The organism is Couchioplanes azureus (genome assembly GCF_014648355.1).
Classification (GTDB): Bacteria; Actinomycetota; Actinomycetes; order Mycobacteriales; family Micromonosporaceae; genus Actinoplanes; species Actinoplanes azureus.
The window spans coordinates 445,187-459,404 of the sequence record NZ_BMQY01000003.1; the positions used below are offsets into that span (position 1 = coordinate 445,187).

Consider the following 14,218-nt stretch of genomic DNA (forward strand, 5'->3'; position numbering starts at 1 on the left):
TATCGTCTAGCTCGTGCTGAACGAGTCGACGCGGGCATCGATCCCCGGGCAGCGTCCCCCGTCCGACCCCGTCGCCGCCCCCCACGACCCCCGGGACCGGCAGGACGGCCTCGGCTGGGTCACCCGCGCCATCTTCGGCGACCCGGGCGTGACGGTCACCATGGGCGACGACCCGTCCGCCACCGTCCGGTACGCGGTGATCCCCAACCTCGACCACGCGCGCTTCCTGCTTCCCCTCGTCTCGCCCAGAGTGACCGCGGCATCGCTGCTGGCCTACAACGCCCTGCGACCGCCCAAGGTCCGGGCCGGCCGCGCCGCCGTCGGGACGCTCGCCCGGCTGGGCCTGCTCGGCCTGACCAAGGCGCCGACCCTGTCCGTGCGCGCCACCGATCCCGGCAACCTGCTCGCCGCCTTCCTGGCCGGCCGGCTCGGCGAGACCCGCCTGCACGCCGCGATCGGCATCCGCCCACCGGATCCGCACCACAAGCCCACCCTCCAGCTCTTCGACGACCGTGGCCGGCCCCGCGGCTACGCGAAGATCGGCTGGAACGACGGCACCCGGGCCATGGTCCGCGCCGAGGCGGCCACCCTGGGCGACCTGCCCACCGGCGGCGGCTTCCCGCCCGCGCCCCGGCTCCTGCTGCACACGCAATGGCGGGGCCGGGAGGTCGCGGTCATCGAGCCCATGCCGCGGACGGTCCGGCGCATCCGGCGGCCCGGCCGGCCCCGGCTGGAGGCCATGCTCGCGGTCGCCCGCCGCGGCGGACCGGCCGCTCCCCCGGCCCCGGTCACCGGCCTGCTGGAGGGGTGGCGGCGCCGCGCGGTGGGCGGCGACCCGCGCATCCACCGCTTCATCGACGCGCTGGACACCGGCATCACGCTCGAGCTCGGCGACTGGCACGGCGACTGGGTGCCGTGGAACATGGCCCGGCATCGCGGCGGCCTGCTGGTCTGGGACTGGGAGAACCGGTCCTCGGGCGTACCGGTCGGCTTCGACCTGGCCCATCAGGCGTTCCAGACGGCCCTGTCCACCCACGGGCGGCCCGCCGCGGCGTGCGCGGTCGCCGTGGACGAGGCGCTGCGCGCGCACGGCCCGGCGCTGGGGCTGGACGCCGCGGCCCAGCGGTTCGTCGCCGACGCCTACCTCGTGGAGCTGTGGCTGCGCACCTACGAGCTCTCCGGCGGCGGCGCCGGCTGGAATCCCAAGCTGCACCCCGCGCTGCTCGACGTGCTGGCCACCCGCCTGCCGCGATGAGTGGTTCCGCCGCGCTGGTCGAGGTGCGTCGCTTCTGGACGGAGCGCGTGGCGCACCTGCACACCCCCGGGGACGCGGAGGCCGCGCAGGTGCGCGCGAGCGCCGTGGCCGTGCTCGACAACGACGGCCGGCTGACGTCGGTGCAGCGGTCCATGCTGGCCGGTGCGGCGGCCGAGCTGGAGCGCCGCGACTTCCCGCACAGCGCCGACCTGCTGCATTTGGCCCGGCTGGTGCAGCGGGCGGCGGCTCAGGACCAGTCGAACGTCATGCCGAGGCGCTCCTCCAGCGCCGCGTTGTAGGGACGGTAGTAGGCGCTCAGCTCCGCGCGTACGGAATCGTCCATGCCCTTGCTGGGACGGTCGTTGTAGACGTCGTAGGCGGGCAGCTCGAACGCCGGCAGCCCGATGAAGTCCAGGATCCGCGCGTACGTCTGCGCCGGCTCGCGGTACAACGTCTCGCTGGCGACGATGAAGAGCTGCGAGCGGTCGAACCGCTCCAACCACGGCTCCAGATGTTCCAGGTAGCGTCCGCGCGCCCGGTAGGAATACCAGTCGAAGGCCGGCGAGAAGTAGCCGGGCTCCGCCTCCAGCCGGGCCTTCTCCCCGGCCGTCCGGCTCTCCTCGGCGGCCAGGGCGGCGGCGAAGTCGAGCGGCTCCACGCCCTCGCCGCGGCGTTCCTTCCAGTGCGAGAAGGCCCGCTCCACCGGGTCGCGCAGCAGCACGATCATCCGCGCCTGCGGCATCAGGTCGGCGACGCGTCCGGCCACCAGCGGATGGAACATGTACAGCGGTGCGGCCTCACCGACCTTGCACGGCCCGCCATGCTTGCGTTCCAGGGCCGCCCGTTGCCGCCGGGTCGGGAAGTGCGACCGGTACCACGCCTCGCCGCGCGGCCAGTTCTCCTCGAAGTAGTGCGAGGTCTTGGTGTTCCAGGCGGGGAACAACCGCGGCACGAGGGGGTGCTGGATCAGGTAGCGCCACAGCGACGTGGTGCCCCCGCGCTTGGTGCCGATCACGAGGAAGTCCGGCAGCGGCCGCTGGTCGCTGGTGCGTTCGCCGTAGCGGACCAGCAGTTCCCGGACCTGTTCCCGGGCGCCTCGCGGTGCGACGCTCTTGAGCCGGTCCTTGACGGTCACTGGTCCTCCTCGGTCGTGGTGCGCGCGGGCTTGAGCTGGGTGCGGACGGACGCCAGGGCCGCGCGGGCCCGGCGGTCGGTGAGCAGGGCGGCGGCGCCGGCGGCCAGGACACCGAGCGCCACGGCCAGGCCGGGCAGTCCCCGGCCGGCGACCAGGGTGCCGATCACCGCGGCGGCGCCGGTCGCGGCCGTCACCGCGAGGGCCGGAACGACGAGGGTACGCCCGAAGAGCGCCTCGCCCAGTGCCCGGCGGGCGAGCACGGCGGCCAGCAGGTTCTCCGCGACGATGCCGCACGACCAGGCGATCGCCGCGCCCAGGGCGCCGTGCCGCGGGATGAGCACCAGGCACAGCGCCACGTTGAGCGTCAGCCCGGTGACGGTGGCGCGCAGATGGCCGCGGCTGTTGCCGCTCATCAGCAGCACGGTCTGCACGAGCCCCACGCCGACGTTGACCAGCATGGCGCCGGCGAGCACGGCCAGCGGCGTGGCCCCCGAACGGAAGTCCGCGCCGAACAGGGCCAGGAACGCCGGGGCGAAGACCGCGAGCATCAGGTACGCCGGCCAGGACAGCACGACGATCCACAGGCTCGTGCGCCGGTAGACCTGGGCCGCCTCGGCGCGCCGGCCGGCGCCGAGCAGCCGGGAGAGCTGGGGCGCGATGGCGACCCGCAGCCCCTGCATGACGAGCAGGCCGGCGAGGGCGTACCTGCCCACGGCGGCGAACACGCCGGCCTCGGCCTGGGTGGCCAGGGCGCCGGTCAGCAGCACACCGACCCACATGCTGCTGGCGTCGATCGCCACCGACGCGGCGCGGGGCAGGGCGAAGCCCCAGAAGGTCCGCCAGTCGCCCGCGGCGGGCCGCAGGGCGGCGCCCGCCCCGACGCCCAGGGGCTTGGCGGCCAGCACGACGGCAAGGAGCAGCGCCACGACGAGGGGCAGCAGCCAGCCGCCGAATCCGGCCAGCACGCCCCCGCCGGCGGCGACCGCGGTGATCATCAGCGCCGGCCGGGCGATCGGGACGAACAGGAACTGCACCGCCACGTACGCCGACACCGCCCGGGTCGCGCGGACGGCCGCGAGCAGCACGGTGGCGGCGACGATCACGGGTACGCCGGCGAACGCCAGCCGGATCAGCGCGGCGCCGTCCGGGTCGTCGAGCAGCGCCCCGGCGATCGGCCCGGCGGCGGCCAGGCCGGCCGCGGCCACGAGCAGGGCCAGTCCCACCGTCGGCAGCAGAGCCGGCGGCAGCAGGCGGGCGGCGTCGCCGTCCGGCCCGGTACGCCGCCGCGGCAGCGCCCACATCAGCGCGGTGTCGGCGCCCAGGCAGCAGAGCGCGCCGACGATGGTGACCAGCCCGATGACGCTGAACAGCGCGCCCGAGCCGTCGGCGCCGAACGCCCGTACCACCACGATGGTCAGCACGAAGCCGAACGCGCCGTTGACCGCCGCACCGACGAGGCCGATCGCTCCGCTGCGGGTGCTGCGGCGTACCTCCGTCGCGGCGACCGTGCTCACTTGTGCGCTTCCTTCGGCTCGCGGTTGACCGGCCCGTCCACCGCCGCCAGCCCGAGGCCCACGGCGAAGAGCAGCACCGACATGTTGGGATCGATGTACGCGTAGAACGGCGTGACCACCGCCGCGATGACCGGCAGGGCGCTGAGCCACAGCCCGGCCGGCGTCACGGCGGCGGCCAGCCGGCGGGCGAGGATGGCCAGAAGCAGGTAGAAGCACATCGTCGCCGGGATGCCGTGGCTGTAGACGAGCTGCCAGATCATGCCCTGGGTGCCGAGCGGCTCGGCGGCGTGCGTCGTGTCGACCGAGTTGGGCTGGCCGAACCCGAGCAGCGGCGATTTCATGACCGCCGCCCAGGTCTGCACGTAGAGGTCGAACCGGTCGGAGGTCGTGTCGGTCGTCGAGGTGCGGTTGGTGATCAGGTCGACGACCGGGATGAAGAGCGTGACGACCCATCCGGCGAACACGATGGCGGTGACCGGCACCAGCAGCCGCACCCGGCCCTTGGCGATCTCCCGGCCGAGCAGGTAGAGCACGCCGGCGCCGAGCCCGATGAACATGCCCCGGTTGAGCGTGAGGAAGGCCGGCACGATCGACAGCGGCAGCGACACGACCAGGATCATCCGCAGCTTCCCGCGCCGCACGGACGTCAGATAGGCCAGGACGAACGGCACGAGGAAGCAGTACGCGGTGCCCCAGTTGTTCGTGTACGGGTACGGCGCCGCGGGGCGGTAGATGGGATTGGCGCTCAGCTTGTTGAACTCGGTGGAGTCCAGGTGGGACACGTCCGTGATGAAGCGCTCGCTCTGCACGCTGCCCGGCAGCACCATCTCGAACGGGCTGGGCATGCTGAACTTGGGCGCGAGCACGCCGAACCAGCCCAGCGCCACCATGGCGAGCCAGAACAGGGCCAGCGGGTTCGCGATCTTCACCCACGAGGCGCGGTCCCGGGCCACGTTGTAGACGTAGATGCCGACCATGAGGCCGGTGAACAGGTGGCCGAGGCGCAGCCCGAAGACGAACAGCGAGGTGACCCGTTCCAGCCGGGTGGCGCTGATCGCGATGATGCCCAGCAGGATGAACCAGAGCCAGGTGCCGGTGGGCAGCCGCACGTCGCCGCGCGTGGTGAGCAGCGCGAGCAGGATGACACCGAAGAACGGCCACACGAAGTACCAGACGCCGAGCCCCCACCAGACCGGCATGAAGGCGAACATCACGGTCAGCGGCCAGAGCGGCAGCTTCGCCGTGCGGACCAGCCAGGCGCGGGGGTCGAGCACGCCGGGCTCGACCGCGGCGACCGCGCGGGCCCGGGCCGGCGCGGTCGCCCGCACCTTGCGCCGGGGCCGCACGGACGTCCTGGCCAAGCCTCAGATCCCCTTGCCGCGCTTCTGCGCCATGCGCAGGATCCACTCGCCGGTCATCAGCCGCAGGATCACCGGCACGGTGACCAGCACGCGCTTCTCCCGCGGGTTGAGCCGGACCACCGCCGCCAGCTCCCGCACCGCCTCGCTGCGCCGGTTGCCGGAGGCGAGGGCGAACGCGATCTGTCCCCGCAGCCGGGCCAGGCCGGCGCGGTTGTCCGCCAGGTCGGGGTGCTTGCGGATGAGGTAGCGCTGCGCCTCGACGATCGTCGCCCACCGGCCGAAGTAGAACGACCCGCCGTGCCAGTCCACGATGACGAGCGGCTCGCGCACGATCGCGACCGGCGTGTGCGCCGAGACGCGCAGCAGCCACTCGTAGTCCTCGCTGTAGCCGCCGGGGATGCCCTCGTCGACCTCGCCCGCGGCCTGCCAGGTGCTGCGGCGGACGAGCATCGTGCTGGAGTGCACCTCCATCACCCGGTCGGCGAGGAAGTCCTCGTGGGTGACGAGGTCCTTGGCGAGCACCCGTTCCTTGTCGATGCCGGGACCGCGCAGCCGCAGCCCGCAGCTCACCGCGCCGATCGCGGGGTCGGCGAGCCGCTCCACCTGGCGGCTCAGCTTCGCCGGCAGCCAGATGTCGTCGTCGTCGCAGAAGGCCAGCAGCTCGCCGGTGGCCGCGTCGACGCCGCTGTTGCGCCCGCCGGGCAGCCCCTGCCGGTGGGTGTTGTCGACGAGCTTGAGCGATCGGTCCGGCCCCGCGGTGACGTTGAGCTCGCGCACGTCGACGTGGTCGTAGACGACGATGCACTCGATGCGGCCGGGATAGTCCTGGTGCAGGATGCTGGCCACCGCCCGCTCCAGCAGCCCCGGCCGGTCGCGCGTGGCGACGACGACGCTGACGTCCGGGTAGTGCTCAGGCACCGTGGCCTCCGGTAAGGACGAAACCGACAGTCTGGGCGCCGGCGGAGCGCAGGCGGTCCACCAGGCGGGTGAGCTCGGCGTTGCGGGTCCGGTCCCGGGCGACGACCAGCACGGCGACGCCGTCCTGCGCGACGCGCACACCGCGCTCGTCGGTGTCCGAGGCGGGCGCGTCGATGACCACCACGCCGGTCTCCGGCTCCTCGCCCAGCGCGCAGAGCCGCACGACGCCGCCACCGATGAGCACGACGTTCGGCGCCTGGGAGTCACGCTCCGAGGTGGACCGGAGCGGCTGGGTGCCGAGCGGCGAGGCGGGGCCGCGCCGGCTGCCGCCCGCCTCCATGATGATCGTGGCGTCGGGATCCTGGGCGGCCGTGGTCATCGGTGTCCGGGTCTCGGCGAGGCGCACGGGCGAGCTGTGCCGGCGGCCGCCGGCGGACGGGCCCTCCGTGCCCTTGCCGGCGCCCAGGCCGAAGCCGCCGGCCATGGCGGTGCCGTTGAGCGCCGTACCGGACGACGGGACGGCCCGCGGCCGGGGCGGCGTCCGCTTCTGCGCCGCGAACAGGATGCGCTTGAGCTCCTCCTGGGTCTCGGCCGGGGCGGCCAGGGTCACGTCCTGGCCGGCCTCGGAGAGCGCCACCGCGAGGTTGCCCGACACCGTGGTGCGACCCTCGTCGTCACGCCCGGAGAGCACGACCAGCGGACGGTCGGGGTGCCGGTCGATCCACTTCAGGACGGCCAGGGAGACGTACCGGGCGTCGGCCGCGGGTCCCGCGTCACCCTCCCGGCCGACGGCCCGGACCACCCCGAGCGCCGGCACCCCGACGATGTCGGCGGCCTGGTCGATCGAGCGGATCCGGCGGTCGAGCGCCTCCCGGGCGTGCGCGGCGACCATGCCGGCGAGCACGCCGCCGAGGAGGGCGGCGGCCAGGTAGAGCATTCCGGCGTCGTGGCTGGACGGCACCGGCGCGCGGGCCGCCGCGGCGATGGAGCCCGGGCTCAGGTCGGCGGAGGCCACCTTCGCGCGGGCGTTCGCGAGCTGGGCGATCTGGTCGTTGAGCGCGCCGACCTGGTCCAGCTTGGCCTGGGTGCGCGGGGTGACCTCGGACCCGGACTCGGCGTCCTCCGGGAGTTCCTTCTGCGCCTCCAGGCGCTGGGCGGTCACCGACTTGATGGTGCTGTCGTACGACTCGATCAGGGCCTTCCGCTGGTCCTTGTAGATGTCCTCGCGGACCTGCAGGTAGGTCTTGGCGGCCGTGTTGGCCCCGGTGATCGCGCTGTCCTCGCTGTCGCCGGCGTACTGGAAGCGCAGCACCTGGCCGCCCGTGGGCACCTCCACGCTGAGCGCCTCGCGCACGTCCTCGGGGTCGCGGGAGAGGCTGCTCGCGGTCGAGTCGATGACGTCGTTGCCGAGCGCGATGCCGTTCTCGGCGGTCATGTTGATGGCCCGGTCCGCGCCGCTGGACGGCAGCGTGAAGGGGTCGGTCACCACCGGCCGCAGCACGACGACCGCGGTGGCGCGGTACGTCGCCGGGAAGAAGAACAGGTAGGCCAGCACGACGAGGGTGAGTCCCGCGGTGGCGGCTGCCACGATGCGCCAGCGGCGCAGCGGAATCCTTACGACGTCCGCAAAGCCGACGACCCGCTGCCGGCTCGCGGCGACGGAATCAGTCACATCCATGTGTCGTGTCTCCCCGACATCTGCATTTGTTTCTCGGTCCGACCAGACGTTCCCGGCCGGGCGACGCTGCCCGGCCGGGAACGGTCCGCTCCTGTGTCCGCTACGCGGTCGATGTCGCTACGACGTCGCGAAGAACAGGGTCGGGTTGTTCCAGGGCACCGACGGGGTGCCGGTCGCCACGACGGTCGCCGTCGAACCGTCGACCGCCGTGTCGGCCGCCGGGTCGAACGCGACGGAGCGCAGCGTCCCGTCCGTGGACCCGTAGACGAGCTTCCCCGCCACCCAGGTCATACCACGGACGGTTCGCCAATCGATACCTTTCGTGGCCACCGGGAACCACGTGCAGCCGATGACCGAGCCGTCCGGCGTGAGGTACCGGTAGAACAAGGTGTTGCTCGTCGATGACGTGTAGTACATCCGGCCCTGAAGGTAGAAGGCGCCGGTCATCGCGGAGGCCTGGAACCAGGAGTTGTAGCCGCTGCCCACCCACGGCGCGCCGATGGTGCCGTTGGTCAGCATCGACACGTTCAGCACCGAACCGGACGGCGCCGAGAAGTCGGTCTTCGCCCAGTACAGCTTGTTGTGCAGGGCGAACGCCGCGCGGCCGTTGGTGAACTGCGGCTGGCTCACCGTCGTCGGGGCGCCGAGGCCGCCCGGACCGTACGAGATCTTGGTGAGCTGGCCGTTGCCCGCACCCAGGTAGAGGAAGCCCGAATCGGCCTGGGGCGCGTCCTGCACACCGATGGTGCGCCCGCCCTGCTCCGGGAAGTAGCCGAGGCGGCCGTGGTACTCGTTGCCGAGACCGTCGGAGTCCTGGCCGACGAAGAGACCGTTCGGACCCTTCCAGATCTCCCACATGATCGGGCCCCAGTTGGTGCCCCCGCTCGGCAGCTGGCTGCCGGGCGAACGGGTCGGGTTCCAGTTCAGCGGCACGCCGTTCTGCTGGTCCAGCGCGGCGATGCCGTAGCGGCTCACGCCGCCGGGACCCTGCGAGTCGTTGCCGTTGGCGTTGTTCTGCCAGCGGAAGTGCCCGCCCACGTAGACGACGCCGTCGGCGACCTCGAGCGAGGTGACCGAGTCGGTGCCGGTGAAGTCGACCCAGGTGGCCGGGACGTTCGTACCCCGCCCGGCGGTCTCCCAGCGCGCGGTGGCGTCGCAGTACGCGTCGTTGCTGCGGCCGCCGTCGGCGATGATGACGAAGTACTTGCCGTCGTCGGAGAAGTCGACGTCGCGCGCGTAGAACGGGAAGGAGCCGCTGTAGCAGGCGGCCACGTACCGGTCGGTGCTCCAGTCGGCGACGGCCGGGGTCGCCGAGGTGTCGATCATGACGACCTGGTTGCGGCTCGCGCCGTTGACCGAGGTGAAGTTGCCGACCGCCACGACGGTCTTGCCGTCCGGGGCGACCGCGAGGCCCCAGACCAGCTCCGTCGAGTTGGGGTAGGGCCGGGCCCCGCCCGCGTCGATCTGGAAGGTCGGGTCGATCGCGCCGGTGGTGGCGTTGAGCCGGGCGAGCAGTGAGTGCTGGGTGCCGTTGACCCAGTGGAAGGCGCCGGCGATGTAGAGGTGGTTGCCCTGCACGATCGCGCGGCGCACGACGCCGCCGTCGCTGCGGCCGACCCAGCTGGTCACCGTCGCGCCGGTCGCCGGGTCGAGCGCGACGAGGTTCTTGCGGGCGACCCCGTTCACGGTGCCGAAGCTGCCGCCGACGATCAGCTTGCCGTCGGGGTTGACCGCGAGGGTCTGCACCGCGCCGTCCAGCACCGGGGCGAAGCCGGTCTTCAGCGCGCCCGTCGTCGCGTCGTACGCGATGAGGTTGCTGGCGGGCGAGAAGGAGGCGGCGCCGGCCGCCTTGATGCCGGTGAACGACCCACCCGCGTAGACAGTGTTACCAATTTGTGCGAACGCCCGCATGCTGCCGTTCTGGGCGTGCGGTGTGTTGTCCGCAGGACTCGCTGCGACGATGGTGGCCGCTTCACTCGGCGGTACGTACACGGCATTCGCCGGAATAGCGGTCATTGCGACCGTCAGACTCGTCACCACAGCCGGCACCAGCAACCTGGTGAGCGGCCGCGGCCGGAGTCGACGCTTCAGGGACACGAGCCCTCCTACTAATAAAAATTTAAGGATTGACGCAGCCTGGTGCCGGAGCGAGCCGCGCGCTATCGACCGTACGGACGAAGACCGCGACCTTTTTCTTTGAACCGTGCACAGGGGACATGAGCACGACGCAGTGTCACCTCGGCGCGAGCCGGAACGGCGCGACACCGGGAGCGGCCCGCACCGACCAGGCTGCGGCTGTTTCGAGATCCGCGAGGGTCACGTTCTGTGCCTCGCGGGCAACCACCAGTTTTCTACCTTCCAGTTCCCGAGCCATCTCGACCTGGTGGTCGTCGATGTGCTCGCCGTACGCCTTTCGCCGGGGGACATACAGCGCACGCTTGCCGGCCTGCATCGCGGCCAGGGCGGAGCCGACTCCCGCGTGGGAGATGACGACGTCCGCCTCCGCCAGCGCCTGCCGCATCTCGGTGATCGGGACCTGCCGGCGCGCACCGTCCGGCATCCTATCGATCACTGTCGAACCCACTTGCCACAGGACGTCCCACTCCGGCGGAAGCAGTCCGACGAGGTGGGTCAGCAGGCGCGGGAACGTGTACCGCGCGTGCGTACCGAGGGTCACCACCGCCTTGCGGATCCGCGGCGGCCCGGGCTTCGCCTCGGCCTCGAAAGCATCGAAGATGGACCCGCCGTAGCGCCAGTTGCCCGCGGCCCATCCCGGATACTGGGTGTACAGGCCGACCCGGGGCACCCGCGCCGCGAGCCGGCCGGTGAGCGACGGACCGGCGGTGCGGGTGGCGCTCTCGATGTAGGAGCACCGCACCCCGGCCGCGGTCGCCGGCAGGAAGAACGCCATGGCGACGGCGGCGCCGGTGCTGATGACGTGTTCGTAGCGCTCGGCCTTGAACATCCGCCGCGCCACCGCCAGGTCGCGCAGGACTCCGGCCATGTCCCGGCTCGTGACCGGCGGGACGAACACGACATCCTCGCCCTCGAGCAGCGAGCGGCTCTGCGGGCTGTCGAACGTCACCCACCGCCGCGCGCCCACGCCGAGCCGCGGAGCCAGGTCGTGCAGCTCCGCGAGATGGCCGCCGGTCGAGGCGACGAGCATGGTCGTCACGCCGCCGGTACCGCCTCGGGTCGCCCTTCGCCCGTGCTCTCCCCGGCCTGCCCGCCCGCGTTCGCGCTCGCCCCGCCCGCGCTCGCCCCGCCCGCGCTCGCCCCGCCCGCGCTCGCCCCGCCCGCGTTCGCGCTCGCCCCGCCCGCGTTCGCGCTCGCCCCGCCCGCGTTCGCGCTCGCCTGGCCCGCGGCGCCGGTCGCCTCGGACGCCGGTCCGCTCGCCGCCGCCCCGGTTTCCGGGCGCGGATAGCGGCCGGCGAGGATGCAGACGGCGACCGCGTAGCCGAGGAACAGGGCCGGCCCGAAGGTCAGGCCGCTGATGACGTCGGTGATCCAGTGCTTCTGCGTGTAGATCCGCGAGTAGCCCTCGTACGCCGCCAGCACGAACACCACCGTGCCCAGCACCACGTGCCAGCGCCGGCTCAGCTTCCAGGTGAGGGCGACGAACAGGGCGATGGCCCCGAAGGTCATGACGACCCGCGCGATGCCGCCCGACGGGTACGACCCCAGCCCGGTCGGCGGGTGCCCGCGGTCCACCATGCCGGCCAGGATCGCCTGGACGTACTGCTCGAGCGGGAAGCTGAGCAGGATCGCGACCAGCGGGATCCAGAAGCGCTTGCGCCACAGCACGGCGAAGACGACCGCGGCGGCCACGACCACCTTCTTGAGCGGGTCCCGGTCACCGAGCGCGGTGTAGAACCAGTTGAACTCCTCGAAGGAGGGGTTGCGCCGCTCGGTCACCCACAGCAGCACCGGCCAGTCGATCGCGTCCTCCAGGCTGTGGGCCAGCAGCCCCACGGGCCAGAACACGGCGACGATGAGCGCGGCCCAGAACAGCACGAACGCCAGCGCCGTGACGGGCCGCCCGAGCGTCACGACGAGCCCGGCGACCGCCGCCCTGGTCCGGGTGACCAGGCGTCCTCGGGCCAGGCGCCGGCCCGGCCCGTAGGCGAGCAGCGGTCCGGCCACCGCCGGAACGATGACCGACAAGGCCGCGAAAAAGTACATCAATACCACTGAAACTGTCCCCACATCTGCGGTGTCCCGACCGCACGATCCCCTTGAATGCCGGGCGCGTCTAGTACGCGCCTGCGCCCCGCGTCACGACCATCACGGTCCGCATGAGGATGACCAGGTCCACGGTGAGTGACCAGTTCTCCACATACTGCAGGTCGAGCCGGATCGAGTCCTCCCACGACAGATCCGACCGGCCGCTCACCTGCCACAGCCCGGTCATGCCCGGCTTGACCATCAACCGCCGGCGCATGTCCTGCGGGTACTGCTCCACCTCGCTGGGCAGCGGCGGCCGCGGCCCCACCAGCGACATCTCACCCAGCAGCACGTTGATGAGCTGGGGCAGCTCGTCCAGCGAATACCGGCGCAGCCAGCGGCCGGAACGGGTGATCCGGGGATCGTCACGCATCTTGAACAGCACGCCGGAGAACTCGTTCTGCTCGCGCATGGCGGCGAAGCGCGCCTCCGCGTCGGTGTGCATCGTCCGGAACTTCACCATCCGGAACGTCTCGCCGCCCCGGGCGACGCGTACCTGCCGGAAGAAGACCGGCCCCCCGGTGTCGAGCTTGATGATCAGCGCGATCGCCAGGAAGACCGGCGCCAGCAGCACCAGCAGCAGGGCCGCCACCGAGACGTCGAAGACCGACTTGATCAGCCGCCGGCCGCCGGACAGGCGGGGGTGCTCGACGTGCATCATCGGCAGCCCGTCCACCGGGCGCACCGTGATGCGGTCGCCCGCCGTATCCACCAGCGAGGACGAGACGATCAGGTCGATGTCGTCGCGCTCCAGCTCCCAGGCCAGCCGGCGCAGCATCGGCCCGTCGAGCTCGGGGCAGGACAGCACCATGACCGTGTCGGCGCCGGCCGCGGCGGCCGAGTTGGCCGCGGCGCCGAGGGCACCGAACACCGGCACCTCCACCAGGTGCGACGCCCCGGCGAGCTGGTCGGCGGGCAGGCAGGCGCCGATGACCTGCAGGCCGTGGTGGTAGCGCCGGTGCAGCTGCCGGGTGAGCTGCGCGACCGCCGGCGCGTGGCCGAGCACCAGGACCCGGTGCATGCAGGCGCCCTTCCGGCGGGCGCGGTGCAGGATCTTGCGCAGCATGATGCGCCCGGAGAGGGACAACACGGTCGTCAGCACCAGCGCGATGAGCAGATAGCCGCGGGCGAGGTCGGCCTTGGCGACGTAGGACACCAGGGCCATGCCGACGGTCAGCCGTACGCCGGCGCGCAGGACGCGCTGGTACTCCTCGCCGCCGACGAACAGGACGCGCCGCTCGTACGCATGCGTCAGCGCCAGCAGGCCCACCCAGAGCGGCGGGATGAGCGCGGACAGCGCGAGATACCAGTCCGCGTACGCGGCGCCCTGGAAGCGCAGCACGAAGGCGGCCAGGGTGGCCACCAGCGTCGCTCCGAAGTCGACGATCAGGAGCAGCTTGACGTAGCGCGCCTCCCAGACCCACCGGTCGGCGTGCCCTCGCCCCCAGACGTCGCCGAGATCCCTGTCGCCGACGTCCGGGTAGTCTGAAATTTTCGGTATGTCCTGAGTGTCGGCGTTCCCCGCCGTCGTTCCCGTCGTTGTCACGACGCCTCTGCCTCCGGTGAGACCCCACGCCCACTCGGCAATTTCGCGCACACCACTTGTTCCACGCCCCCCACCCCTTGGCCCACAACAAACAAGCGCAAGGACGCCTTGGCGGTGAACGCTAGACGAGGAACGGGTTAAAGCCGACCCCGCGTGTCGCAATCTTTACTTGGGTCGCTGGCAAATTTCGGATGCCGTCGCGCGACGCATCCTGTGCATTGCAGGTGAACTCGCCTCTACAACGGACAAACTACCAGTCAAACCGAGAGTGACGGAAGACTTGACATGGCCGTCAATATATGACCGTTTCCTCCGCATTGGCCGCCGTCATTTGTCCGGTACGGGGAGCCGCGATTCCGCACCGTGACACAGTCGCCCCGGAGCGCACTCGCCGGGCTCGTATGATCTTCGATGAGAAGTCGATCGTCCGGACTGGAATGAACCACCCGGTCGGGAGACGCCCGCGCCGATCGGCCCACTTGACAGGGATCGACGCGTCGGCATGCGTCCGGGATGAAGGACTATGATCCGATTCGGCCAGCGAGGTGCGCAGCCGCCGGGCCGGCCCCGGCGAACATCCCGGTGCC

General features: G+C 71.9%; 11 protein-coding genes. 2 read left to right on the plus strand and 9 right to left on the minus strand.

From position 1 onward, the window contains the following. Positions 1 to 13: 13 nt before the first annotated feature. Positions 14 to 1,255 carry a hypothetical protein gene (locus IEY99_RS13265; RefSeq protein WP_373293343.1) on the plus strand — a complete coding sequence of 414 codons (1,242 nt, stop codon included), beginning with the start codon at positions 14 to 16 and terminating at the stop codon, positions 1,253 to 1,255. Continuing rightward, positions 1,252 to 1,554, plus strand: coding sequence for a hypothetical protein (locus IEY99_RS13270; protein WP_189202918.1), 303 nt, complete (start codon positions 1,252 to 1,254; stop codon positions 1,552 to 1,554). The genes IEY99_RS13265 and IEY99_RS13270 overlap by 4 nt, the downstream gene beginning before the upstream one ends. On the opposite strand, the gene IEY99_RS13275 is transcribed toward IEY99_RS13270, so the two are convergent. The 9 genes from IEY99_RS13275 to IEY99_RS13315 all read right to left on the minus strand — a co-directional run bounded on the left by IEY99_RS13275 (position 1,503) and on the right by IEY99_RS13315 (position 13,631). Beyond that, a complete protein-coding gene (locus tag IEY99_RS13275; protein WP_189202919.1) occupies positions 1,503 to 2,390 on the minus strand; it encodes a sulfotransferase family protein in 888 nt (295 codons plus the stop codon). The genes IEY99_RS13270 and IEY99_RS13275 overlap by 52 nt on opposite strands. After that, positions 2,387 to 3,904: a lipopolysaccharide biosynthesis protein gene (locus IEY99_RS13280; RefSeq protein WP_189202920.1), complete on the minus strand. Its 1,518-nt coding sequence runs from the start codon at positions 3,902 to 3,904 to the stop codon at positions 2,387 to 2,389. The genes IEY99_RS13275 and IEY99_RS13280 overlap by 4 nt, the downstream gene beginning before the upstream one ends. Next, positions 3,901 to 5,265: an O-antigen ligase family protein gene (locus IEY99_RS13285; protein WP_229798598.1), complete on the minus strand. Its 1,365-nt coding sequence runs from the start codon at positions 5,263 to 5,265 to the stop codon at positions 3,901 to 3,903. Before IEY99_RS13285 ends, IEY99_RS13280 begins: the two co-directional genes overlap by 4 nt. Positions 5,266 to 5,268: 3 nt before the next feature. Continuing rightward, on the minus strand, positions 5,269 to 6,183 hold the full coding sequence (locus tag IEY99_RS13290; RefSeq protein ID WP_189202921.1) for a glycosyltransferase family 2 protein: 915 nt from the start codon (positions 6,181 to 6,183) through the stop codon (positions 5,269 to 5,271). Next, positions 6,176 to 7,861 (minus strand): hypothetical protein, encoded by a 1,686-nt coding sequence (locus tag IEY99_RS13295; protein WP_189202922.1) that lies wholly within the window; start codon positions 7,859 to 7,861, stop codon positions 6,176 to 6,178. Before IEY99_RS13295 ends, IEY99_RS13290 begins: the two co-directional genes overlap by 8 nt. 117 nt (positions 7,862 to 7,978) lie before the next feature. After that, the gene (locus IEY99_RS13300; protein WP_189203584.1) at positions 7,979 to 9,913 is read right to left on the minus strand and encodes an NHL repeat-containing protein; all 1,935 of its coding nucleotides are present in this window, start codon (positions 9,911 to 9,913) and stop codon (positions 7,979 to 7,981) included. A 181-nt stretch (positions 9,914 to 10,094) separates the two neighbouring features. Then, positions 10,095 to 11,027 (minus strand): glycosyltransferase, encoded by a 933-nt coding sequence (locus IEY99_RS13305; RefSeq protein ID WP_229798690.1) that lies wholly within the window; start codon positions 11,025 to 11,027, stop codon positions 10,095 to 10,097. 5 nt (positions 11,028 to 11,032) lie between these two features. Beyond that, positions 11,033 to 12,043 carry a phosphatase PAP2 family protein gene (locus tag IEY99_RS13310; RefSeq protein ID WP_189202924.1) on the minus strand — a complete coding sequence of 337 codons (1,011 nt, stop codon included), beginning with the start codon at positions 12,041 to 12,043 and terminating at the stop codon, positions 11,033 to 11,035. Positions 12,044 to 12,113: 70 nt separating this feature from the next. Beyond that, positions 12,114 to 13,631, minus strand: a complete 1,518-nt coding sequence (locus IEY99_RS13315; RefSeq protein ID WP_229798602.1) for a sugar transferase — start codon at positions 13,629 to 13,631, stop codon at positions 12,114 to 12,116. Positions 13,632 to 14,218 lie beyond the last annotated feature (587 nt).

Excerpts from the sequence above, each read along its gene's own strand:
- IEY99_RS13310 (WP_189202924.1), bottom strand. The coding sequence starts at position 12,043 with ATGTACTTTTTCGCGGCCTTGTCGGTCATCGTTCCGGCGGTGGCCGGA.
- IEY99_RS13305 (WP_229798690.1), bottom strand. The coding sequence starts at position 11,027 with ATGCTCGTCGCCTCGACCGGCGGCCATCTCGCGGAGCTGCACGACCTG.
- IEY99_RS13270 (WP_189202918.1), top strand. The coding sequence starts at position 1,252 with ATGAGTGGTTCCGCCGCGCTGGTCGAGGTGCGTCGCTTCTGGACGGAG.
- IEY99_RS13295 (WP_189202922.1), bottom strand. The coding sequence starts at position 7,861 with ATGGATGTGACTGATTCCGTCGCCGCGAGCCGGCAGCGGGTCGTCGGC.